General features: G+C 56.2%; 20 protein-coding genes and 4 pseudogenes. 5 read left to right on the top strand and 19 right to left on the bottom strand.

The genetic code is table 11. The features are described from left to right. Positions 1 to 18 precede the first annotated feature (18 nt). Positions 19 to 516: pseudogene (locus tag I8E17_RS31375) on the top strand (transposase); the annotation flags it as partial. 616 nt (positions 517 to 1,132) lie between these two features. Here I8E17_RS31375 and I8E17_RS31365 read toward each other — a convergent pair. From I8E17_RS31365 to I8E17_RS31320, 10 genes are all read right to left on the bottom strand, one after another. Further along, a complete protein-coding gene (locus tag I8E17_RS31365; RefSeq protein ID WP_209160143.1) occupies positions 1,133 to 2,113 on the bottom strand; it encodes an aldose 1-epimerase family protein in 981 nt (326 codons plus the stop codon). 60 nt (positions 2,114 to 2,173) lie between these two features. Beyond that, the gene (locus I8E17_RS31360) at positions 2,174 to 2,644 is read right to left on the bottom strand and encodes an NUDIX hydrolase (protein WP_209160142.1); all 471 of its coding nucleotides are present in this window, start codon (positions 2,642 to 2,644) and stop codon (positions 2,174 to 2,176) included. Beyond that, on the bottom strand, positions 2,644 to 3,450 hold the full coding sequence (locus I8E17_RS31355) for an inositol monophosphatase family protein (RefSeq protein ID WP_209160141.1): 807 nt from the start codon (positions 3,448 to 3,450) through the stop codon (positions 2,644 to 2,646). The genes I8E17_RS31360 and I8E17_RS31355 overlap by 1 nt, the downstream gene beginning before the upstream one ends. Further along, a complete protein-coding gene (locus I8E17_RS31350; RefSeq protein WP_209160140.1) occupies positions 3,443 to 4,246 on the bottom strand; it encodes a glycerophosphodiester phosphodiesterase family protein in 804 nt (267 codons plus the stop codon). The genes I8E17_RS31355 and I8E17_RS31350 overlap by 8 nt, the downstream gene beginning before the upstream one ends. A gap of 15 nt (positions 4,247 to 4,261) precedes the next feature. Continuing rightward, entirely contained in the window at positions 4,262 to 5,128 is an 867-nt protein-coding gene (locus I8E17_RS31345) for an ABC transporter permease (protein WP_209160139.1), read from the bottom strand. A 1-nt stretch (position 5,129) separates the two neighbouring features. Further along, positions 5,130 to 6,047, bottom strand: coding sequence for an ABC transporter permease (locus tag I8E17_RS31340; RefSeq protein WP_209160138.1), 918 nt, complete (start codon positions 6,045 to 6,047; stop codon positions 5,130 to 5,132). Then, a complete protein-coding gene (locus tag I8E17_RS31335) occupies positions 6,047 to 7,063 on the bottom strand; it encodes an oligopeptide/dipeptide ABC transporter ATP-binding protein (RefSeq protein ID WP_209160137.1) in 1,017 nt (338 codons plus the stop codon). Before I8E17_RS31335 ends, I8E17_RS31340 begins: the two co-directional genes overlap by 1 nt. After that, positions 7,060 to 8,007 (bottom strand): ABC transporter ATP-binding protein, encoded by a 948-nt coding sequence (locus I8E17_RS31330; protein ID WP_209160136.1) that lies wholly within the window; start codon positions 8,005 to 8,007, stop codon positions 7,060 to 7,062. Before I8E17_RS31330 ends, I8E17_RS31335 begins: the two co-directional genes overlap by 4 nt. 56 nt (positions 8,008 to 8,063) lie before the next feature. Next, positions 8,064 to 9,602: an ABC transporter substrate-binding protein gene (locus I8E17_RS31325; protein ID WP_229002306.1), complete on the bottom strand. Its 1,539-nt coding sequence runs from the start codon at positions 9,600 to 9,602 to the stop codon at positions 8,064 to 8,066. Between the two features lie 88 nt (positions 9,603 to 9,690). Beyond that, positions 9,691 to 10,464, bottom strand: a complete 774-nt coding sequence (locus I8E17_RS31320; protein ID WP_209160134.1) for a DeoR/GlpR family DNA-binding transcription regulator — start codon at positions 10,462 to 10,464, stop codon at positions 9,691 to 9,693. A 454-nt stretch (positions 10,465 to 10,918) separates the two neighbouring features. Between I8E17_RS31320 and I8E17_RS31315 the strand changes: the two genes are divergently transcribed. Next, on the top strand, positions 10,919 to 12,571 hold the full coding sequence (locus I8E17_RS31315; protein WP_209160133.1) for a Na/Pi cotransporter family protein: 1,653 nt from the start codon (positions 10,919 to 10,921) through the stop codon (positions 12,569 to 12,571). Between the two features lie 54 nt (positions 12,572 to 12,625). Beyond that, positions 12,626 to 13,225: an alpha-amylase family glycosyl hydrolase gene (locus tag I8E17_RS31310; protein ID WP_229002305.1), complete on the top strand. Its 600-nt coding sequence runs from the start codon at positions 12,626 to 12,628 to the stop codon at positions 13,223 to 13,225. A 58-nt stretch (positions 13,226 to 13,283) separates the two neighbouring features. Here I8E17_RS31310 and I8E17_RS31305 read toward each other — a convergent pair whose 3' ends face one another. Next, on the bottom strand, positions 13,284 to 13,865 hold the full coding sequence (locus I8E17_RS31305) for a TetR/AcrR family transcriptional regulator (protein ID WP_209160132.1): 582 nt from the start codon (positions 13,863 to 13,865) through the stop codon (positions 13,284 to 13,286). Between the two features lie 321 nt (positions 13,866 to 14,186). Here I8E17_RS31305 and I8E17_RS31300 point away from each other — a divergent pair. Next, a pseudogene (locus tag I8E17_RS31300) lies at positions 14,187 to 14,346 on the top strand (IS630 family transposase); the annotation flags it as partial. Positions 14,347 to 14,506: 160 nt separating this feature from the next. Here the strand turns inward: I8E17_RS31300 and I8E17_RS31295 are convergent. Further along, the gene (locus tag I8E17_RS31295) at positions 14,507 to 15,403 is read right to left on the bottom strand and encodes a LysR family transcriptional regulator (protein WP_209160131.1); all 897 of its coding nucleotides are present in this window, start codon (positions 15,401 to 15,403) and stop codon (positions 14,507 to 14,509) included. A 100-nt stretch (positions 15,404 to 15,503) separates the two neighbouring features. Between I8E17_RS31295 and I8E17_RS31290 the strand changes: the two genes are divergently transcribed. After that, the gene (locus I8E17_RS31290; RefSeq protein ID WP_209160130.1) at positions 15,504 to 15,812 is read left to right on the top strand and encodes a DUF1330 domain-containing protein; all 309 of its coding nucleotides are present in this window, start codon (positions 15,504 to 15,506) and stop codon (positions 15,810 to 15,812) included. A 567-nt stretch (positions 15,813 to 16,379) separates the two neighbouring features. On the opposite strand, the gene I8E17_RS31285 is transcribed toward I8E17_RS31290, so the two are convergent. From I8E17_RS31285 to I8E17_RS31255, 7 genes and pseudogenes are all read right to left on the bottom strand, one after another. Beyond that, on the bottom strand, positions 16,380 to 16,442 hold the full coding sequence (locus I8E17_RS31285; RefSeq protein ID WP_229002321.1) for a hypothetical protein: 63 nt from the start codon (positions 16,440 to 16,442) through the stop codon (positions 16,380 to 16,382). 14 nt (positions 16,443 to 16,456) lie between these two features. Next, positions 16,457 to 16,679, bottom strand: a pseudogene (locus I8E17_RS31280) (IS66 family transposase); the annotation flags it as partial. 73 nt (positions 16,680 to 16,752) lie between these two features. Continuing rightward, entirely contained in the window at positions 16,753 to 17,097 is a 345-nt protein-coding gene (tnpB, locus tag I8E17_RS31275; protein ID WP_209160128.1) for an IS66 family insertion sequence element accessory protein TnpB, read from the bottom strand. Further along, entirely contained in the window at positions 17,094 to 17,441 is a 348-nt protein-coding gene (locus I8E17_RS31270; protein WP_209160127.1) for a transposase, read from the bottom strand. Before I8E17_RS31270 ends, tnpB begins: the two co-directional genes overlap by 4 nt. A gap of 38 nt (positions 17,442 to 17,479) precedes the next feature. Further along, positions 17,480 to 18,424, bottom strand: a pseudogene (locus tag I8E17_RS31265) (IS630 family transposase). A gap of 491 nt (positions 18,425 to 18,915) precedes the next feature. Further along, positions 18,916 to 19,062, bottom strand: a complete 147-nt coding sequence (locus I8E17_RS31260) for a transposase (protein WP_209160126.1) — start codon at positions 19,060 to 19,062, stop codon at positions 18,916 to 18,918. A 193-nt stretch (positions 19,063 to 19,255) separates the two neighbouring features. After that, positions 19,256 to 21,556 (bottom strand): pectinesterase family protein, encoded by a 2,301-nt coding sequence (locus I8E17_RS31255; protein ID WP_209160125.1) that lies wholly within the window; start codon positions 21,554 to 21,556, stop codon positions 19,256 to 19,258. Positions 21,557 to 21,639: the final 83 nt, after the last annotated feature.

Raw genomic sequence — 21,639 nt, 5'->3', positions numbered from 1 at the left:
CGTCGGCCTCTATATGTCCCGGACCGGGCGATCGTCCTTTGCGTGGATGAGAAATCGCAAATCCAGGCACTGGATCGCGAGGCCTGTGCTACCCATGGCACCGGGTATCGCCGACCCGGCCATTGCTACAAGCGTTACCGGGCAACCGAATTCCTCGACTTCCTGAAGCGGATCGACGCTGAAATGCCTGATGGGCCGGAGGCGCATTGGGTGATGGACAATTACGCGACCCACAAGACCCCGAGGGTCAAAACATGGCTCGCACGCCGGCCCCACTGGCATGTTCACTTCACGCCAGCGTCGGCATCCTGGATCAATCAGGTCGAGCGCTGGTTCGCAGAGTTGATACGAAAGCAGTTGCAGCGCGGCGTACACCGCTCCACTGCAGAGTTGGAAGCTGACATCGACGCCTTCATCCAAAATCATAACGAAAGACCAACACCATACAAGTGGGCCGAATCCGCCGACCAGATCCTCGCATCCGTCCTTCAAACCAGCGCCATATACCTTTACTGAAGCGGGTGCATCAGCTTTGGCCTAGCTAGAATATTGCGTTTTACGTTGCAATATATCCTGCCGCCGGGGCTGACCGGCCGCTGCCTTGGACGACAGGCAGGTAGTAGCCTATGTCATCGACGATCAGCGGACTTGGCCTGCAAAATAAGGCAGAAAAAGCCGATGCTTACATGAAGCCGACCTTCCCATTTGGAACGAGCGAGTAAACGATCCGGTCAGCGAGCGTCGTGAGTACACGCTCTTTCCCGCTTTCACGGTTTCGATTGATAACTAACGCAGGGTCTCGACGTGGTAGAAAAATCGTTATTGATATTTGCAATAACAATTATTCCCCGCCGTAGCAGCAGACGCCGAATATGCGAACCAACGCGTCAACAATGTCATGTGGGTCGAATAGACGCGAAACGGATTGAGAGTTCGGATGAAGACCAAAATTCTTGCAAAGCTCTCTCGACACGAACCGCAATATCGGCCAGTTCGTGCGGCGAAAGGAGGTGTTCCAGCTGTGTTGAAACGTCGAGCAGGATCGCCCTCCAATTGCCTTCTAACAGAATAGTATCATCAGGATCAAAAGGTTCGTGTCAGGTCAAGGAAGGTCATCATGGCCGACCGGGCATCAAATGCTCTCGCAAGAGCTAAATGTTAGTTCGACCGTGTGATTGCAGCTCTCGCCCGGCTGAAGAAAGGGGCGCTCTTCTGCAATGTCCGTCCGGGGCTCAACGCCGAGCGCGTACACACCCGATTGATATGCTCGCCAAATCGCCAGCTTGTTCAGGTGCGTACGGCTGAACGACAGCCGCACAGATATGTCGAGTGCCGGGTTTGACAGTCGGATAGGATCAGGCCCGGGAATATCACGGCTATCTATAGTATCCACACGCTCGCCGTACTTGTCATCGGGAAGAGGTGTATCAATCCGTAGTTTCGCAGCGAGAACTTCGGGAAGACCTGAGAATTCCAGGTTCTTGTCGAGAAAAGGATAACCGAAATTCAGGTGGTAGATCATTGCATGACGCGACGGTACGAAGCCGCGATTGGTAACCGCATCGGCAATCGCTATTTCAGAGCCAAATATCCCAAGTGTTATGCGCCGCCGCAATTCGAGAGTTTCACCAAACACACTCGCCTGCCTAACGATACCCTCACAGAATATTTCTTCTGTTTCATGGTCGACGCCATATCCCACCAGCCGGGCTCTCTCTGAAGAGATCCTTCCGTGCAGGGGCATCTTTTTTGTTTTAAGATGGGGATGCTCGAAGTGCGAAATATCTATATCGCGCGGACGGCTGATGTGGTCGAGACCGCAGGTCACCATGAAGCCATCGAAGTTGCGGAGGAAACCCCACCCCTCCTCGGAGCCAGGGTCAGATGGCGGGTAACGCATCTGAGTTGGCGAATTCCATCCAATATTCAAGCCCTTGAAGGCAAGGCTGGAGATATCAAAACCTCTGTCGACCGCAACCTCGAACGAAATTCCCTTCGCGTTGCGGGCAATGAGAAGCCTTTGACCTCGCGCCGGGCCATCCTCCACCGCCACCAGTCGGATGTCTGCTACACCTCTCAGATCGGGAGACTTCTTCAACAGGTTGATATCCATAATATCCTTGATTACCAAAAATTACTGAGATTGCCCGGAGCCCGACTAACGCGCGTGACGCTATTTGTCCGCATCCCGGTTCTGCAAACTGAAGATAAGCTCCTGGAGCCCAGGCTCGTTCACAGCGAGAGCGGCATCTGCAGGTGAACACCATTTCTTAATGCGTTGGCCCCGCTCCGGGAACTCGTCTTCAACGTCCGAAACCGTCAACAGATGAACCTGAACGAGGCAGGAAAGACGCTCATCTCGCGAGATCTTCTTGTCGTAGGTGTAGTGACCAAAAGGCTCCTTGCTCACGCGGCCTCTGACGCCGGCCTCGTCCCACGCCTCCTGTTTCGCAACTTGATATGGCTTCTTCCTTTCCATAGGCCAACCCTTGGGGATCACCCAACGGCCGGTTTCTCGGCTTGTGATGAGAAGAACCTCAAAATCGCCATCCGCGCGATCAGTGGACCGCACACATAGAGCCGCGTACTGTTCAGCTGTAGCGCCACTCGAACTACGACCAGACCTGGTTGCGCCGCGCGCCATCAGGCAGCAACCGCGACTTTCTGGAGCAGTGGTCTTACTTTCTCCAGAAAAGCGTCGCTTCCACAAGCAAAACGGAGCTTCTGCGGCAGTTCAGTCCTGTCCCAGTCGATCGTATGCGAGACGCCGAGGTTGCCGAGTATCGGCAACGCCGCCATCACATCCCAGGTCGAATCCCCCAACGACACATAGCCATCGGTTTCTCCCATCGCCACCTCGATGAGAGAGAGGGTTGCCGAACCGCAGCATCGAAAGCTGATGCGAAGATCATCGGAGATAAAACGAACGACTTCGAGCCGGTCTTCGGTTGCGACAGACGGATGAAGACCAACCCCCATAGAAGCCCGGGAAAGGTCGAGAGGCGGAATCGGTTGTAAGGGCTTGTCGTTCAATTGCGTCTCGACGTCCCTGCCACCAGTCAGCATCAGATCTCGCACGGGGGCGTAGATCACGCCGAAGACCGGACGGCGATTTTCATAGAGTCCGATGGAAATCGCCCAGTTCTGGCCACCGCGAACGAAATTGAACGTCCCGTCTATAGGATCGATAACCCAGGTCCGTCCGGACGTTCCATTGATCTCGCCACCTTCCTCGCCATAGACGCCGTCTTCCGGAAAAGATCTCTTGAGATTGGCGATCAGGAACTCCTCGACCTGCCTGTCCGCTTCCGTCACGAGATCAAGATGCCCCTTTTTCTCGACAGGCAAATCAGTGACCTTGCGGAAATACTGAAGGGCCAGTTGGCCCGCTTCCCTCGCAATGTCTTCTACAACTGCCTCGACTGTGTCCCCCGTATGCAAATCAGCCATTGGCTTCGTCCTTAAGCCGCACGACCTGCGACACGTCGTTGCTAATCAACTGATCAAGCTGCCCTTCGCGAATCCAACGAACGACGTCGGCTTCGATATCGACCCCGTACGTCTTGAGACTCTTCAGTTTGCTCGGGGGCGGAACGTGTAGGAAAGTCGCGATCCCGCCGTCATGGAGCTGCATTGCTTCTCCGCTTGGAAAGTGGTGGATCTCAAGGTTGATGGCATCAACGTTGGCTTCGCGTGCGATGGCGGCCGGATCGATGAGGCGCGAGTGCGACAAGCCTACGGTGGGTACCTCTGGAATAGCTTTTTTCAACGCCCTGAGCTGAACGAAGTCGAAGGATGAAAACTGAAGCCGGTCCGCACAACCGAGCTCATCGATAAGCGCCCTCAGCCTGGGAAAAAAGACCTCATCCTGACCGTAGGTCTTGAGCTCGAGTTGATAGATTATTTTATGCTCACGCGCGAACTGAAGAGCATCTCGCAGACGTGGCACCCGCTCGTCGGCGAACTCTTCGCCAAACCAACGACCGGCACTCAAATCGGCAATTTCGGAATAGGTCATGTTGCGGATGAGCCCATGGCCATCCGTCGTGCGATCGACGGTTTCATCGTGGATCAGGACCAGTTCACCGTCACTGGTGATACGCAGGTCGGTTTCGCAGGTCACGCCGGGTCCCGCAAATTCTCGGGCCGCGCGAAACGCAGCATACGTATTTTCCGGTGCGCCTTCGCTATGGCCGCGATGGCCAGCGACGCGCATTGTTTTCGCCGTCATTCTCAGCGGGTTCATTCTATTTCCTTTCATTTAACGAAGTCGCGCGTCGAAGCGGTCGCGCAGGTAGTCGCCGAGCAGGCTGATCGATAGGGTCGTCAACACGATCACCGCGCCCGGGAAAGCAGCCAGCCACCAGGCGATCGCGAGATAATTGCGACCATCGGCCACCATTAAGCCGAGGCTGGTGGCAGGCGGCTGAATACCAAGACCAAGAAAGCTTAAACCGCTTTCAAGCAGGATGATTTCCGGGAAATTGACTGTGAACTGTACAATGAGCGGCCCAGCAATGTTCGGCAGCATGTGGCGCAGGTAGATACGCATTGGGGGCACGCCGACGATCCGCGCCGCCTCCGCATACCCCTCCTCTTTCGCGCTCAGTACCAGCCCCCGGGTCAATCGCGCATAACGCTCCCAGTTCGCGAACCCGACCAGAAAAATAAATAACAGTGGGCTTGACCCGAAGATCGCGAGAATACCCAACGCGACGATGATGAATGGAACAGATGCCATGGCGTCGGAGAAACCCATGATCGCATTATCGATCCATCCGCCAAAATGGGCGGCAATCAGCCCCAGGCACGTGCCGATCAGAGCGCAGATCAGCGATCCGACGACCGCGATCATCAGAGTCGTCTGGGTTGCGACCAAGAGATTGCTGACGACGTCTCGGCCAAGGTAGTCGGTCCCGAGCATATGAGCTACCGACACGAACGGCTTGGCAAACCGAGCCAGCGGATCCTGATGGAGGTAATCATAGGGTGCTGTCCACCGCGCCGTGATGCCAATGATCACGACAATGGCAATCCATGCGCAGCACAGTCCAATGCTGACGGGCATACGATGAAAGGGAGCCCACACGGCGCCCTTCAACGAGCGAGAAGCTGTCGCTGTCGTCATGTCAGTGCTTCCTGATTTTGGGGTTGAGAACTGCGTAAAGCACATCAACGGTCAGATTGATCGTCACCATGAATGCAGTGAAGAGAAGAATCATCGCCTGAACGACAGACAGGTCGCCGCTGCTGGTTGCGGCGACGAAACCGCTACCGAGCCCCGGCCACGCAAACACTGGCTCGATAAGAACGGCGCCCCCAAGCAGTCCGCCAGCGGTGAAGCCGAGCGTGGTCACCATAGGTATTGCCGCGTTCGGCAAAGCATGTCGCAGTATGATTTCCCAGTTTGGGATGCCGTCAGCGCGAGCCGCGGCGATATAGGGTTGGCCAAGAACATCGATCAGGGTGGAGCGCATGAACCGTGCAATGGCGGCCGCATTGAACAATGCGAAGGTGGCGACCGGCAGGATCACGTGGTTCCATGACGAACTTCCCGAGCTCGGCAGCACCCGCAGCCAGACAGCGAAAACAAAGACAAACACAAGGCCCAGCAGAAAATTCGGAATGCTGTAGCCAAGGACAGCGCCTGCCATGACGCCCTTGTCAACAGCAGACTCCCGCCGAACCGCAGCGAGAATGCCCGCTGGAATTCCGATCAGCATGCTCAGAACAAAGGCCGAGACCGTCAGAAGCAGCGTTTTCGGGATTCGCTCGCTGACGACATCGAAGACGTCTCGGCCATCGGCGTAAGAAGTCCCGAAGTCGCCTCTCAACGCGTTACCGACGTAAATCAGGTATTGCTCGACTATTGACCGATCGAGCCCCCACTTGGCCCGGAAAGCGGCCAACGCCTCGGGGCTTGCAGTGTCAGGCAACATCTGTTGCGCGGCATCTCCGCTTAAGCGGAGAACAACAAAAACAAGAGTTACGGTGAATGCAAGCACGATGACAGCCCGGACCAGGCGGGCAAAAATGAAAGCCACCATCAGGCAATCTCCTTTTGCAGCGGGTTTGCCGGCAACGAAGCGATTGATCGAGGGAACTCTTCAGCCCTGTGGCATGCCACCTGCTGGTCCCCGACGGATCGAAGTACTGGAGTCTCATTCGCGCATCTGTCGATAGCAAACGGACAGCGCGATCGAAAAGCACAGCCATGTCCGGCTTTCGTTACGTCCAACTCGCCTTTGATCGGCGGTTCGACATTGCGGACAGTCGGGTCCATGGTGGGGACAGATGCGAGAAGCGCACGTGTGTAAGGATGACGCGGCCACTGGTAGACCGACCTGATTTCGCCGGTCTCCACGACACGCCCCAGATACATCACCGCAATGCGGTCCACGAGATGGCGAACAATGCGAAGGTCGTGAGTAATGAAGACGTAGGCAAGATCTAGGTCTCGCCAGAGTTCCCGTAGCAGCGCCACAACCTGCGCCTGAACTGACACGTCTAGAGCGGACACGGCTTCATCGAAGACGACCAGCTTGGGGTCAAGGATGAGAGCCCGAGCGATCACGACGCGCTGTCTTTGGCCGCCAGACATCTGGTGCGGATAACGGTCCATCATCGCACTCGACAGGCCGACCCGCTCAAGCATGGCGGCAGCCCGCTCATAGGCAGCCGCACGGTTCGTCACATGATGGACAATAAGACCCTCGGCAATCTGCTCGCCTATCGTCATCTGCGGATTCAAAGCCGACAAGGGATTCTGTTGGACGAGCGACGTGTGTATGCGGAAGTTCTTCCAGTCCTGAGCAGTCCGCTCCTTGTGGTTCACGCCTTCGAACCAGATGTCACCGCTGGTCGGCGGTGTCAGGCCGAGGAGAAGTCTGCCGAGTGTCGATTTGCCGCTTCCGGATTCGCCGACAATTCCGAGCCTCTCGCGGGGTGCCAGTTCCAAGTCGATCGATCTGGAAGCAAAAAGGCTCGTGGACTTCGAGAAAAAGCCGGTCTTCTGACCGAAGGCCTTGGACAGATCGCGTGTCTTGAGGAGGGGCGCGCTCATGCAGCCACCGGATGATAACAAGCCGCTTCATGAGCGAGACCGACATTAGCAGGCGCTGGAAAGCGCGCTGAACATTCTGCCGTCGCACGCGAACAGCGTGGGTAGAAATAACAGCCTTGTGGAAGGCTATCGAGGAGCGGTACCGATCCAGGGATCGGGACGGGCGGTTCGAGATCCTCCGCGTCGATACTCGGCATACAGTCGATCAAAGCGCGAGCATACGGATGGGCTGGTCTCTCCAGCAATTCAAAAACGGGCGCCGTCTCGACGATTTTTCCGCAATACATCACGGCGGCCCTGTCGGCGAGACGCGCGATCACACCAAGATCGTGGGATACAATGATAAGCGCCATGCCGGTCTCGGCTTTTAGTTCTTCGAGCAGATGAAGGATCTGTGCCTGCATCGTCACATCGAGCGCAGTCGTCGGCTCGTCGGCTATCAAGAGCTGGGGCTTTGCTGCCAGAGCATGGGCGATCATGACGCGCTGGTTCATTCCGCCGGAGAATTGATGCGGATAGGAGCGCAGCCGGCTTTTGGCGCGATCGATACCGACACGCTCAAGAAGGCGCATCGCTTCCAGCCGAGCATCATTGCCTTTCAGACCCTGGTGGCGATAAAGGGCCGACTCCAAGTAGTAGCCGATTGTATGGACCGGGTTCAGGCTGCTTGTCGGGTCCTGAAAGATCATCGCAATCGTCGGCTTGCCGGATTTGTCGGACGCCGTCCGTCCCGCCCCGAATTCGATCGATCCGCCGGTTTTCGCAATTCCCCGCGGAAGCATGTTGCCCACCGCGTAGCACGTCATGCTCTTTCCACAACCCGACTCACCAACGAGCCCAAGCGTCTGGCCGGTTTCCAAAGAGAAACTGACACCGTCGATAATCCTGATATTGCGTGCCGGTACCTCGACCACGAGATCACGAACATTCAACAAAGTAGGCATTCCATCCTCCCTGAACGGTGCGCACGGATGCGCACCGCCACCTCGTTGGATTGTTGTTATTTGAAATTAAGGTTGCCGCGGAATTCCATGGTTTCGAATGAGACGGGACTCCATTGGACGTCCTTGCGTGCGGCGTAGACATCATATGGCTGATACATAAGGACAGCAGGAGCTTCTTCCTCAAAGATATCGCGGAGACGGTTGAAGGCTGCTGAACGCTCCTCCCCATCCTTCAACTGTGCAACCTTGTCGCAGAGCTCGTTGAACTCTGCGGGTGCTTTCCAGCCCCAGCGCTTCTGAATGCCGCGACCGGGACCGAATTCGGATACCAAGGTCGTGAGACCATCGGTCAACCACTGGCCATTCGACCAATTGCGGATGAAGATGTCGGGATCCTTGGGCGTCGTCCCCGGCGCGAAGATCTTCGGCACGACGTTGATGCCAGCGGCTTTCCACATCTCGATCATCATCATCAACGCGGGGACGGCGTTGGCGTAGTAGTTGCCCATCGTATGATAGGTGATCGGGGTGCCGTCGTAACCGCTTTCCTTGACGAGGCGCTTGGCCTCTTCGAGGTTAAACTCCATCGGCTTTCGCTTCGGATCATAGCTCGCGCCGTAATGCGGGAAATTGAAGCCGTTCGGTATGGAAGCCTTGTTCTTCCATAAGGCCTCGACCATCAGCGGGCGATTGACAGCAAGGGCCAGAGCACGACGTAATGTCTTGTTCTGGAAGATCGGCTGGTTCATGTTGAACGTGAACATATGGACGTTCTCGATCAGCGTGCCACGCGTTTCGAGGTCAGAGTAACCGTCAACCAATGCCATGTCGTCCGGCGTCAACGTGGTGATGATATCATACTCACCACTGATCAGACCGGCCACGCGCGTGGCTGGTTCCGCAACGACCTGGTAAGTGATCGTCGAGGCCGTAGGCTTGTCGCCCCAGTAACCGTCATTTGCTTCCAGCGTCACATGATCGTTTGCGACAAGCTCCTTGAACTTGTATGGGCCTGTACCGATCGGCTTGTTGCCAAAGGCAACCGCACCGATGCTCTTGTAATATTCCTTCGGGACGATCGGCCCGAGCCAGGAGCCGAGATATTTTTCGATGAGATAGGACGGCGTCTTCGTACGCAAAACGACGGTGTACTTGTCTTCCACAACCGGCTCGTCCCAGTTAGGCGAAAAATTTCGGCCATTCGGAATCGTCTTGATAGCTTCGTCACCCCACAGCCGCTCAGAAGAGAAGGTGAACGCGACATCTTCCGCCGTCATCTCGGCGCCGTTGTGGAATTTGACGCCTTGCCGAAGCTTGAAACGAATAGACTTATCGTCAATCCGATCGAAGCTTTCAGCAAGCGCCGGCACAAGCTTGATACCGTTTCCCTTGGCGCCATCCGCAAAATAGTCGCGCCGGATCAAGGTATCAAAAATCTGGTTGATGATACGCGGGCCGGTGTTGCTAATGCCGTTGATCGGCTCCATCGACGGCGGCAGCCCATTTACACCGATGCGCAACGCGCGACGATCCGCGGCAAATGCAAAATTTCCGCCTGCGGTTGCCGCAAGAGCTATCACCCCCGCGCTCATCATAAAACTTCTTCGACTGGTCTTAAGCATTTGGTTGTCCTCTCCCTGCTCTATCTAAAGAGTGCTTGTGCTTCTGCGCGGACTTCGAACCTCAGTTCGCGATGACGAACTTTTTCCGCAGCTTTTCCGGTACTGTCTCGATGATGCCTTTTGCGCCGGCGTCACTGACGATCACAGCGACGTCGTCGATCCTGGCGGTCACCGAGAGGCTCGATTTCGTGAATTTTGAATGATCCGCCACAACGATGACGCGGCTTGCGACCTCGATCATGGCCTTCTGCACACTTGCGTTCAGGGGTGACGCCGTGCAGATCAGCCCCCGATCCAGATCGATCGAGCTGGCATTGAGGACCAATTTGTCGACATTAAACTGCCGTATGAACTGCTCGGCGAGCGGCCCCCTGAAAGAGCGGTTGGTTTCGGTATATTCCCCGCCAACCGAATAGACGTTTTGCGTTTCGCCACCGATCAATTCGGCGACAATATCGACACCGTTCGAGATCACCGTCAGTCCAGCGCGCCCCGAAAGGCACTTCGCCACTTCGAGGGCTGTGGTACCGGCATCCAAAAGGACAGCGTCTCCGTCCTTTATCATCGCTGCGGCCGCAGCAGCGATTACCGCTTTCTCCGCCTGGTGCGAAACGGCTCGAGCAGCGTTCGGCTTATCCTGAGCAACCTGAGAGACGCTGACAGCTCCGCCATGGGTCCTGCGCAAAAGACCAGCCTCATGGAGCTCGCTTAGATCCCTCCGCGCGGTCGCTACTGAAATCTGGAAATGGTCAGTCAGCTTCCCGATGGACAGAAACTGCTCGCCTCGTAACAGCTCGACAATTTTAGCCTGGCGGTCCTGCGTCGAGTTGAACACAACACTTCCCTTTCACCTGAGAATGATCTATATCGCTCATATTATGATCGTATTCGATCTTCGTCAAATGAAAGTTTGATGACAGCTTTGTTGCGTTGTGACAATGGAAAACGCGACTAAATGCCTCTCTGCTGAGCGATGGGCCACGCGTGTTCGCGGTGTAAGCAGTTGGCATACTGAGCGATATCGATCACCTTTTTGGGCTGCATGGAGGAAGCGTGCTTGTTTTTGCCTGAGGTGAAATTCGGGGGATTTCTGTATCCGGCGCACGATCGATTGACGTTGATCCCCGCGTGGGGCTCCAAGATATCCTTCCTGTCTGCGAGGCGGCGCAGGCAGGATGCCGGTGGGCAGCTTTCCTCCCAGCTTGCCCACCGGTTCCTTGGCTGCGCTCTCACGAGTTCATTTCGACCATATTCCGAACCAAACCAGCTTAGAGATTGAGGAGACGGCGTTGGAATCGATAACCGTCATGATCAACCTGTTTGGGGCCGTTGCTCTGCTGCTGTTCGGCCTTTCGCAGGTAAAGGAAGGAGCTACCCGGGCGCTGGGTTCGAAGCTTCGTACCGGTCTCGCCACCGGGACAAGGAGCAGCACACGATCGTTTCTTTCGGGCTTTGTCGCGACCGTGGCGCTGCAGAGTTCCACGGCCACCGCGCTGATGGTCTCTTCGTTCGTGGAGCGGGAACTGATCAAGCCGCGCATGGCGCAGGTCGTGCTGCTGGGAGCCAATGTCGGCACAGCGGTAACGGCCTGGATCGTTGCAACCGGGATCGAATGGGTTTCGCCTGTCCTGTTTGGTCTGGGGATCATCCTTTATCGAGGCGGGACAACGTCGCGTCAGGGCGCCGGAGCCGCTCTGATCGGCATTGCACTGATGTTGCTTTCGCTTCATCTTCTCAGTGGGGCGACCGAGCCGTTGCGCCATTCACCAGCACTTGCAGCGTTCATCGGGCTCCTCGACAATGCCTGGCCCGTCGCTATGATTTTCTCGGCGGCGATTGCATTTGCATCGTCCTCTAGCCTAGCGGCGGTTGTTCTTATCCTGTCGATGGCGTCCACCGGAATTCTGTCTGGCGGCCTTGTCGTCGCATTGGTTCTCGGCGCCAATCTGGGGGGTGCGGTCCCCCCGCTGATTGCGGCCTTGTCGGGATCGGCAGCAGCAAGGCGTGTGACGCTCGGTAACTTGCTCGTTCGCGCCATCGGCTGCGTCCTTACCCTTCCCGGTGCCGGCATTCTCGCCGATTGGCTATCCATGCTACCCCTGCCCCACTCCAAGCTTCCGGTCGACGCGCACCTAGCCTTCAACATCGCCCTCGCTCTACTCGCATGGCCCTTCTCGCGGCTCATCGCGCGCTGGATGACCATTCTGATCCCTGATCAGGCCCACGCAGAGAACGGCCCAAAATTTCTCGACGCCGATGAGCTCTCGACACCGATCGTGGCCCTCACCAGCGCTTCCCGCGAGGTGCTTGGTGTCGGAGACCTGATCGAGAGAATGCTCTTGAAAGTCTCCGACGCATTTGAGCAGAACAACACGTCGAGGCTGAAGGACATTTCCCAGTTAGAACGTAAGGTTGACCGGCTGCAACAGGAGGTCAAGGTCTACCTTTCCAAACTTGGCCAAACCGGATTGTCAGAAGACGAAGGGCGCCGTTCGATCGTCATCATCGACTATGCCATAAACCTCGAACATATCGGCGACATCATCGAGAAAGGCCTATTGCAGGCGGTGACCAAGAAGATCGGGCACGGCCTCAAGTTCTCCAATGACGGCTTTGCCGAGCTTCAGCAGCTTTTCCAGTTGACCATCGACAATCTCAGGATCGCACAAACGATCCTGATCACCCGTGACATTAGCCTTGCCCGCCAACTCATGGAGCGCAAGATCGAGGTGCGTCAGATGGAGAAGCGATCCTCCGAGCGCCACCTTGAGCGTTTGCGTCACGGACGCGCCGACAGCCTGCAAACCAGCTCGCTTCATCTCGACATCCTGCGCGATCTCAAACGGATCAACGCCCACATCGTATCCGTCGCCCATCCGATCATGGACGAACAGGGGCTACTCGGCGAAAGCCGTCTTATTGCTCGCGGCTCAACAACCTGACCTACAACAGATCAATGCACCTCGTGCCCCGGGGCAAACTATCGGAAGCTCATAATGAAGAACGAAGTACAGCTGATTACCTATGTCGACCGGTTAAGTGGTGGCGGCTTTCCAGACCTGAAGGCCTTGATAGAGGGTAAGTTTGCCGGCTTATTTGGCGGTGTTCATGCGCTGCCATTCTTCACGCCGATAGATGGCGCCGACGCCGGGTTCGATCCCACGGATCATACGACGGTCGATCCGCGACTGGGAAGCTGGCAGGACGTGCGCGACCTGTCCCTCACGATAGAGCTGATGGCCGATCTTATCGTCAATCACGTTTCGGCCAAATCGAGCTTGTTCCAGGACTTTTTGGTGAAAGGGAAGAGCTCAGAGTTCGCGGATATGGTCATGACCTTTGACAAGGTCTTTCCACATGGGGCCACCGAGCAGGATCTCCTCAATATTTATCGCCCCCGTCCGGGCCTTCCGTTCTCGAAAGTGACGCTCTCGGACGGTAGCCAAAGGATGATCTGGACGACATTCGTAGCCCATTTTATCGAGCCAGTGCGAGTCAGAAGGGGCTCCGCATTTTCAGTGGGAAAAGCCACTGTAACGTTTCCCTTCTGTGATCTGACAATGAACGGCGCTCACGCGCTGCGTACACAGCTATAACAGTTAAGGAACGTTCAGTCCATAACGTATTAGTCTTTTGCGCTGAGGGAACCATCTGCTATAGGTCGAGAGTGGCGAGAAGTTGCTTCAGCGCGGCAGATAAACGATCTTCGCTACCGCCGGCGCGCACCAAAACCTGAAAACCCGGAAAGGCGACGACGAATAGACGCGCCAACGTCCTCGCACTGGCGACGGTAGCAATCGAGCCGTCCACCTTTCCGCGCGCAATGGTGCGTTCGAGGGCATCTTCGATGAGTTGGAAATCAAACTCTATGCGTTGCCGTACTGCAGGATCGTGCGGCGCGAGTTCCACCGCCTGGTTTGTACTCATGCAGCCATTGGAGAAATGGGGCGCGCGACTGTCTTCGATAATACTGCGGAAGAAAGTCTCAATCGCTGCCCTGCCTAGGCCATTGTCAAGGGTCAGGTCCATCGCACGCGCCCGATCAGCCCGATATGAGTCGAACGCTGCGAGGAATAGCGCGTGCTTGCCACCAAAGCTACCGTATAAGCTGCTACGGCTGAGCCCTGTCGCTTCGACTAGATCAACCAGCGACGCGGCTTCATACCCCTTGCTCCAGAAGACGCTCAGGGCGCGGTGCAGCACATCTGCGGTGTTAAATTCCTGTGGTCTCACCATGTCCACTCACGTCCTTTTCGAGAAGTGTGACCCGAGGCATACTAGGACTTGGCACATGGACTTGTCGAGGGCGACCGTAAGCGACGATATCGGCACTCCGACGGCGTGCAGTGTCGAAAGTAAGGACTTTCATCTTTACATGCTCGAATTGATCACGGCAGCGTTAGTTAGCATGAAGAACCGCTGGAACCTGTCACGTAGGTAGTAGGTCCGCATTGCTGAATTAGCCCCCGGAAGGGCCGGGCATGCTCCCCTATTTAGCTACGTGGGTAGGAGTAACTTGGCAATATGATTGGAGCAATATTAAGATGGAAGTCCTGTCCTGAACGGCTGGTCTTTATTGATGAGATCAGGATAAACCAACATGACGCCCATCAGGGGCTGGTGAGCAAAGGGTAAGCGTCTGCGGGCGTTTGTACCGCACGGACACTGGCGCACGCTGACAATCCTTAGGACCTTGCTCAGCGATCGGCGGACCGCGATACCAGCGAACCGTCCAGAAGATCGCCTCGCCCTGAAATTGACACCACTTAAAACCACTTATCAAAAGTCTCGCTGAAAATTGTCAGCGCTCATTCGGCCTTCAATTGATTTTTTGCAACAGAGCCATGGTGTAGCCATTGGGATATCCCAAAAAATATTCAAGCGTGATCGACCACGCGAGCAAATTCTTCGACCGCACCCTTCGAGAATGATTTTCGCAAATAATCTAGGAAAACGGATACCTTCCTGCTCAACAGGCGTCGGGAAGTGTAGAGTGCCCAAAGTTCTGCGTCCCCTCCTTCCGCATAGCCCCAGAGTAACAATTCGCCATGCTTAACGTCATGTGCTACCATGGAAAGAGGTAGCATCGCTGCGCCGACGCCTGTAAGGACCGCATCGCGCATCATTTTTAGAGAAGACAGCTTAAGAACAGGACGCGGTGTCAACGTAGTCGTGCCAGTTGGTCCCAAAAGCCGCCAAGGCTGAGAGACATCGGCCGTTGCCAGTAGAACAGCCGGGACATCTTTACCTTCTGGCGGCTTAGGCAAGATAGGTGCTGCAACAAGAACAAAGCGATCACGCATCAAGCACCGGCCGATCAGCCCTTCTTCTGGCCCCGGATTAATACGAATAACGAGATCATAGCCTTCTTCAACTAGGTCGACGTTGCGGTCTTCCGCGCTGACTTCAACCAGCACGTCCGGATAGAGCAACGTAAATTCCGCTGCAAGTCGACCCATGATCGCGTGGGCGACCAGCAAAGGCGCGCTGATCCGCAGGCGACCGCGCGGTCGAGCCGCGCGATCCCCTATCTCGGTCGCAATTTCTCCGATTTCGGCAAGCAGGGGGGAAGTCCGTTCATGTAATGCTCGTCCTTCATCTGTCAGTCTCAACGTTCGTGGGCCCCGCTCGAATAAACGATATCCAAGACTTTTTTCCAATTCAGCGACACGCCGCGCCAACGTTGCTTTGGGGCGACCAGAGGCGCGTGCAGCCCGGCCGAATCCGCCATGTCCCGCCACTAGGTTGAAGTCTGAGAGCGTAGCTAAATCCATATCAACTCACCAATGAGACATACCGTCTCAAAATAGCATCTTTCAAACCCATATCGGATCAATAAATTCAACGGGTGAATCAGAAAATGGAGTCGCTATCATGACACAATCCAACGCCGGCTATCTTGTGGGGAATTATTCAGTCACAGATGAGGCTTCTATCGCCGACTACGCGCGAGAGACACTTCCGTTGCTGCAAAGCTTCGGAGGCAAAGTAATTGTCCTGAATCGCAACGTTATCGGGCTAGAGGGCGAGCCGAAATCGGTTCTAATTATTGTTGAGTTCCCCAATATCCAGAATGCGAAGGCGTTTTACGATTCCGCCGAGTACACGGCAGTCAAACATCTTCGGATCGGCGCAACAAGCGGCGGTTTTCTCACTGTAACCGAAGGTTTTGAGCCGCACTGACCTAAACGCGTGCGCTCAAGTTTTGGTAGCCTCAACCCTATCGCATTAGCGCACCGGCTGCCCTGCGGTAAAGCGGAAATAGAATAGCCACTTCGACCGCCAGCCGACTCCAAAAAAAAAAGAGAAGCGCAGCGAGTTTTGTTGTGTCCACACCTGAGTCGGAATAAGGCGGGGTGGTTGCCGCCCTCCCCAAGCGGCATAGCAGTGTGCGGGTCAGACTGATGGGCAAAATACTGAAGTAACCGTACTGATCCGGCAGATGGCTATAGAATTTCTATCCGTGTCCACTATCGTAGTGCAAATTTATGTTGCCACGCTTTGTGGTTCGGTCGCTCACGCGGGAGAATTGGCCATCTGACGAAGATGTCGTGCCGTTGGCATTCAAGTCGTTGGCAAGATAGGCCGGGGTTGCGTTACCCTCCCGGATCATTTGGTCCCACCGTCCTGCTGACATACGCGCCTGCAACGTCGGATCGATCTCCAATCGCCGCACAAAGGCTGTCCGCTCTGTCAACCCGATCAGATTCGATGCGCCCGGCACTTCTGTAAGCGGCAAGCTGAGGCCGTTCAGCCCGCATAATTCCATGGCATGAGTGCATCGACATCGCTGCTCGGCCAGCCGTTGGCGATGCGCTCGAGGGTCTGGGTGAGCCAGGACTCCGACCGCCGGCCAAAGCGGGCACGATCGAAGGCTTTCAAGATCTGGGTCAGTCGTTCGATGCGTTCATCAGCATCGGCGTTTCTGGCCTTCAGATCTGCGACCTCGCTCTCGAGAGCATCGGCGCGCGCAGCCTTCTCAGCCATGGCAAGGACCATGGCTTTCAGGGTCTCTACATCATCTGGGAGCTGCAGATCGGGCGGCGTCATAAGGCCTACCAGAGCACATTTTGCTCCGGTTTTCCTGCCCTTTCAGACGGTTGATTCACTTCGCCGCAAGCCTTTACCCAACAATCTCCGGCGGCTTCACCGCCACCGAGCGGACCCGTTTCCAGTCCATGCCATCAACGAGCGCCATGAGCTGGGCATGGTTGAGCTGCACCTGGTTGTGGCCGATCCGAGGCCAGCAGAACTGCGCCTTCTCCAACCGTTTCGAGTAGAGGCACACCCCTGATCCATCCCACCAGACGATCTTGACCCGGTCCGCCCGTTTGGCCCGTAAGACATAAAGGGAGCCGTTGAACGGATCACTGCCAGCATCGCGCACCAAAGACAGCAAGCTGTCCGGTCCCTTGCGGAAGTCGATAGGATGGCTGGCAAGGAACACCTTTACACCTGCGGGGATCATGCTGAGCGAACTGCCCGGATCACGCGCCGCAGATGAGCTTCGTCAGCATCGACGGGAGCGCGCACGACAATACCGCCAATCAGAACTTCAATTATCGCAACGCTTGCTGATGGCGTGACTGCCTGATGACCGCTCGAGCCTGTGCTCTCTTTGTGAGGGCCAAGCGCGGCGCGACGCCATCCAAATAGTTGTGACGGGTGGATATCGAGCCGACGTGCAATCGCTGAGACACTCGAACCAGGCTCAAGTGCCTCTGCCACTGCCCGTGCTTTGAAATCATCCGACCAGCGTCGGCGAAGCTGCCGGGGTGCGCCCTCAAAGCGGTCCGCAACAGCCTCGATCATATGGAAAGTTCTAGTTCCAGAGCTAGAGCGCGTCCGCTTTACTCGGGGTCATATCTGCACGATTTGAAGTAGTTGGCGCACTCTTGCGGTTCGAACAGCGTGACGATGTGGCCGACGGTATTCCATAAAGCCGTCGATCGTTCGCTCGGCTTTGGCGCGCAAGATAGCCTTAAGCTTCGCGAATGCCTTCTCGATGGGGTTAAAGTCAGGGCTGTAGGGAGGAAGGTAGAGCAAACGGCATCCCGCAGCTTCGATTGCGTGACGCACCCCCTCCGCCTTATGTGCGGGCAGATTGTCCATGATGACGATGCCGCCCGGCCCCAAGGTTGGAATGAGAACTTGCTGGACATAGGCCTGGAATGCTACCCCGTTCATCGCACCGTCCAAGACCATGGGTGCGGTCATTCCCGATAGCCTGAGCGCTCCGGTAAATGTCGTCGTCTTCCAGTGGCCGTGCGGAACCGGTGCGCGGCATCGATCTCCGCAAAGGGCCCGTCCGCGCAGCCGAGACATCTTCGTGCTCAAGCCAGTTTCATCGATGAAGACGAGCCGCGCCGGATCGAGATCGAGTTGACCGTCGAACCAATCCTGACGACGTTTCAGGAGGTCAGGACGCTCCTGCTCCAGCCCATGTGCGGTCTTTTTTTGAAAGTCCAGCCGCGCTTTCGCAGCCAGACGTCAAGCGTGCTGCGACCGATCGATACGGCTCTGTCCTCACGCAATCGCAGAACCATCTCGTTGAGCGTGATATCCTTTTCCTCTTCGATCATGCCGATGATGAAGCCCTCGTGAGCATCCAGGCATGAGCCACCGCGTCGGCCCTGCTTCGCAGGCGTCAACTGACCCGCCCGTGCGCTGGCGATCCAGGCGATGGCCGTTGAAACGCCAATTCCAAATCTGGCCGCCGCCGATCGCGCCGACATGCCACCGCGTGACGCAGCCAAAACGCGGCTACGCAGATCATCACTGAAAGCTCGGGTCATAATGCCTCCGACCAAATCAACAGTCGGGGCGATGGAATCAGAATTCGGCAGTCAGGGGAATCCCCAAAGCGATTCCGCGTTCAATGGACGTGCTCTAGGCGCAGACATAGAAGCTCACAGCGGTTCATCTTGTCCGCTACCGATACCCGACCGCTAAGCTGCTTCGCCAGATGGGGTCTGCTTGTCGCTTACGCACTTCTGGCGCTGATGTTGTTTTGCATTCAATCGTGAGACCCCCGGCAACCGTGGCAATAAAGATAGTCGGGCACATAATGTGAGTTCAGTCGTCGACGAAATCGGCGGTATCTCAGTATGATAGATCGATTTCCAGACGAGATTGACGAAACGCTTTGGGCCGAGGCGTATCTTCGGAGTTTTTTGTGCATATTCCGAGCACGACCTCAGTCGCGAAATTGCCTCCGCAGCCGTATTTCCCAAACAGAGGAGATTTTCGGAACAACTGGTAAGCCGGAAATCATACATCATTTCCGTTAGTGCACGATATCAGCCACGCGGGCAATCTCGGAGATGACCGCGTCTGGCTCAAAGCAGGCAGCGACCAGGCGCTCTTTGTCTTCTCGTGACCAGCGCCGACGGCGCTCTACGGACGTGATCACCTCAATTGGATGCTTCGTCATATGATTACTCCTAGTGTTACCACTAGGACTGGCAGTCAGAAGGCCGTCATCGCAAGACGGCCTTCACCGTGGGCTTACCTATGTCCATGCCTTTGCGCTGTTGGTATGGGCGAGCGTGCGCGATCAGCGTTTGGGTGTTCGGACGTGACGGCTAACGATGCGCGCATGGCGGGGTCTGGCCATTGGATAAGATTTAATCTCCCTTGGCGAAGAACTTGTTGGGCGATGACATCCGCGCCAGTGTAGCAGGATTAGGCTTTACCAACCACGCTTCGCGATACTTCGAAATCGCACCAGCGCCCCGGGCATTGGCGATGAGATAACGTGCCGTCGGGAGACGCCGTTCGCCTTGCCACTCCGTAAAACCCTGCGGCAGAACCCGACTGTCGAGTCGGCAGCCAACGTAGCTCACCGTCGCAAAATCACCCCAAGGTCGACCTAGACTAATCGTCTTCACCGAAGAATTGGCGGTCACTACGCAGTCATTAAATACATAGCCGCTGAGCTGGTTTAGAGTGCTCCGGCTCTGAGCCGTTATTGTCACCTGAGACCTGTCTACGCCACGTAGTTCCGCCCGCTCGAACCACGCTAACGCATCGCCAAAAACGAAATCCACTGCGCCCTCGATGACATCGTCCTGAAAATATTGACGGGAAGGCTTGCAGGATTGAGAAGAGCAACCATGGCTGCCAGCATAAAGTGTGTCCTGCCAGCCAATGAGATGCAAACTGACAAAGCGCTCCTGGTCGCCGGTCGCCGACAACGCCACAGCCTGCGCACCCATCGCCACGTCCGGATGTTCTTCGTGGAAGCGGTTAGCGATGGTCAAACGGTTAATCTCGATACCGTCGGCTTCGGCAAAAACCGTTGCGGAATGAGATGTTCCACCACTATCACCGGCGGACCGATCCGCTTCAATTGCCACGTCGTCAGGGTTCCTGCCCATGCCCACGAGGTGGAGATCAGGAGCACGCAAGTGCACCACCCCGCGATAGGTGCCGGGCTCGATGAGGATTGTATCGCCTTGTTTTGCGGCGTCGGCAGCCGCTTGCACAGACTCATAGGTCTGACCAGGGCCGACAATGAGGTCCGCTCCCTGTTTCATCACGTGATCGACCGGGTTGTATCGAAACGTCGGCGCCGCGTAAACGCGCTCATCTTTGCTTGCCAGAAACGAAATCCAACGGTTGTCGCAACTATGGTCAGCATCAGCCCCCAGGGCCGAAGTAAAATCGCGCGGAGGCCGGATAACTGCACCCTGGTCATCAGTAAGATCTGCGTCCTCTATACGCCAGGTGATTGCGCTGCCGAATCGCACGTCGTCGAACGTCACGCCGAGAGGATGCGTGTCGTCATATCCCCGGATAACGAGCATTCCACCGTGCCCGATGACGTGATGGAGCGCGATATCGCGGTAAACAGGAATATGATTTCCCTGCGCCTTGGCATCGTAGCGCGTATCGAAATCAACCGGCTTCTTGTTGTTGCGGAGGCAGACGTTTTCATAACGTACTCCACTGACGATACCGCCGCGACTAACATCACTCTTGATCCTTATTCCCGAAAGCGTGCCGTCGAGAGTTATGTCCCGCACGAGAATGTCGCTGATGCCAGCATTCGTCTCGCTACCGATCGATAGGCCGTGGCCCCAGTAGAAATGATCGTCAGTAATGGACACATGTCGTGTCGGCTCGTTTCCAGCCTTGATGGCAATGTTGTCATCACCGGTCCGGAAGAAGCTGTGCGCGATGGTGACGTCTTGCGAACCAATCGGGTCAATGCCATCGGTGTTACGAGCGTCCGCGGGCGTATCTATCCGGACGCCCCATATTGTCGCCGCCGCCACCCCATTCAGCACAACGTGAAAGTTGGGTGAATTCCGAAGGGTAATCCGATAGAACGTGACATCGTGAGCTTTGTCGACCTCGATAAGGCGGGGATTGTTCTGCTTGCCGTTTAGCACTTGGGCGCGGCGGGCGAGTTGCCACCAGGTTTCCGTTCCGCCGGTCATGACTTCGCCACCTCGTCCGTCGATGACTCCATCACCGACGATCCCGCCCCCCTGCGTTCGATCGAACAGAATAAACGGCCGGCACCCCTTGCCATTGTCGTCGATCGTACCGCAACGCCCGGCGCCGCGATCATAGGCGCGCGGATCGGAAATAGCCGTCAGCGCTACGCCGCTGTCAATCCAAAGCGTCACGCCAGATTTCATAGTCAGCGGTCCACTCAGAAAACGTCCAGCCTGTCCATTTGAGCCAAGCCGTACGGCTTCGCCCACCGGGCAGCCATCGATCGCGGATTGGAGCCTCCTTGTGTCGTCGGAACCGTTAGTGGCAACAGATCCGGTCGTCGCCAACAGCTTCACGCAGACATGACTCGGCAAAGTGGGCTCGCTGAGTGTCCGACGATCCCGACCAAAGGTCTGATCCGCAGATGCAGCGAGAAGAAGAGAAACGAGACACGCACCAAATAAACGCGTCAATAACGACATAGACCGATCCTCGCGATGTTCCGCCCCTCGTTTCAGTTAACGACGCCAAGCCCAACAAATTTTCGGCCCTTTTACGCGATTGC

The organism is Rhizobium sp. AB2/73, from assembly GCF_020871915.1.
Classification (GTDB): domain Bacteria; phylum Pseudomonadota; class Alphaproteobacteria; order Rhizobiales; family Rhizobiaceae; genus Rhizobium; species Rhizobium dioscoreae.
This window is presented reverse-complemented; position numbering and strand designations above follow the sequence as displayed.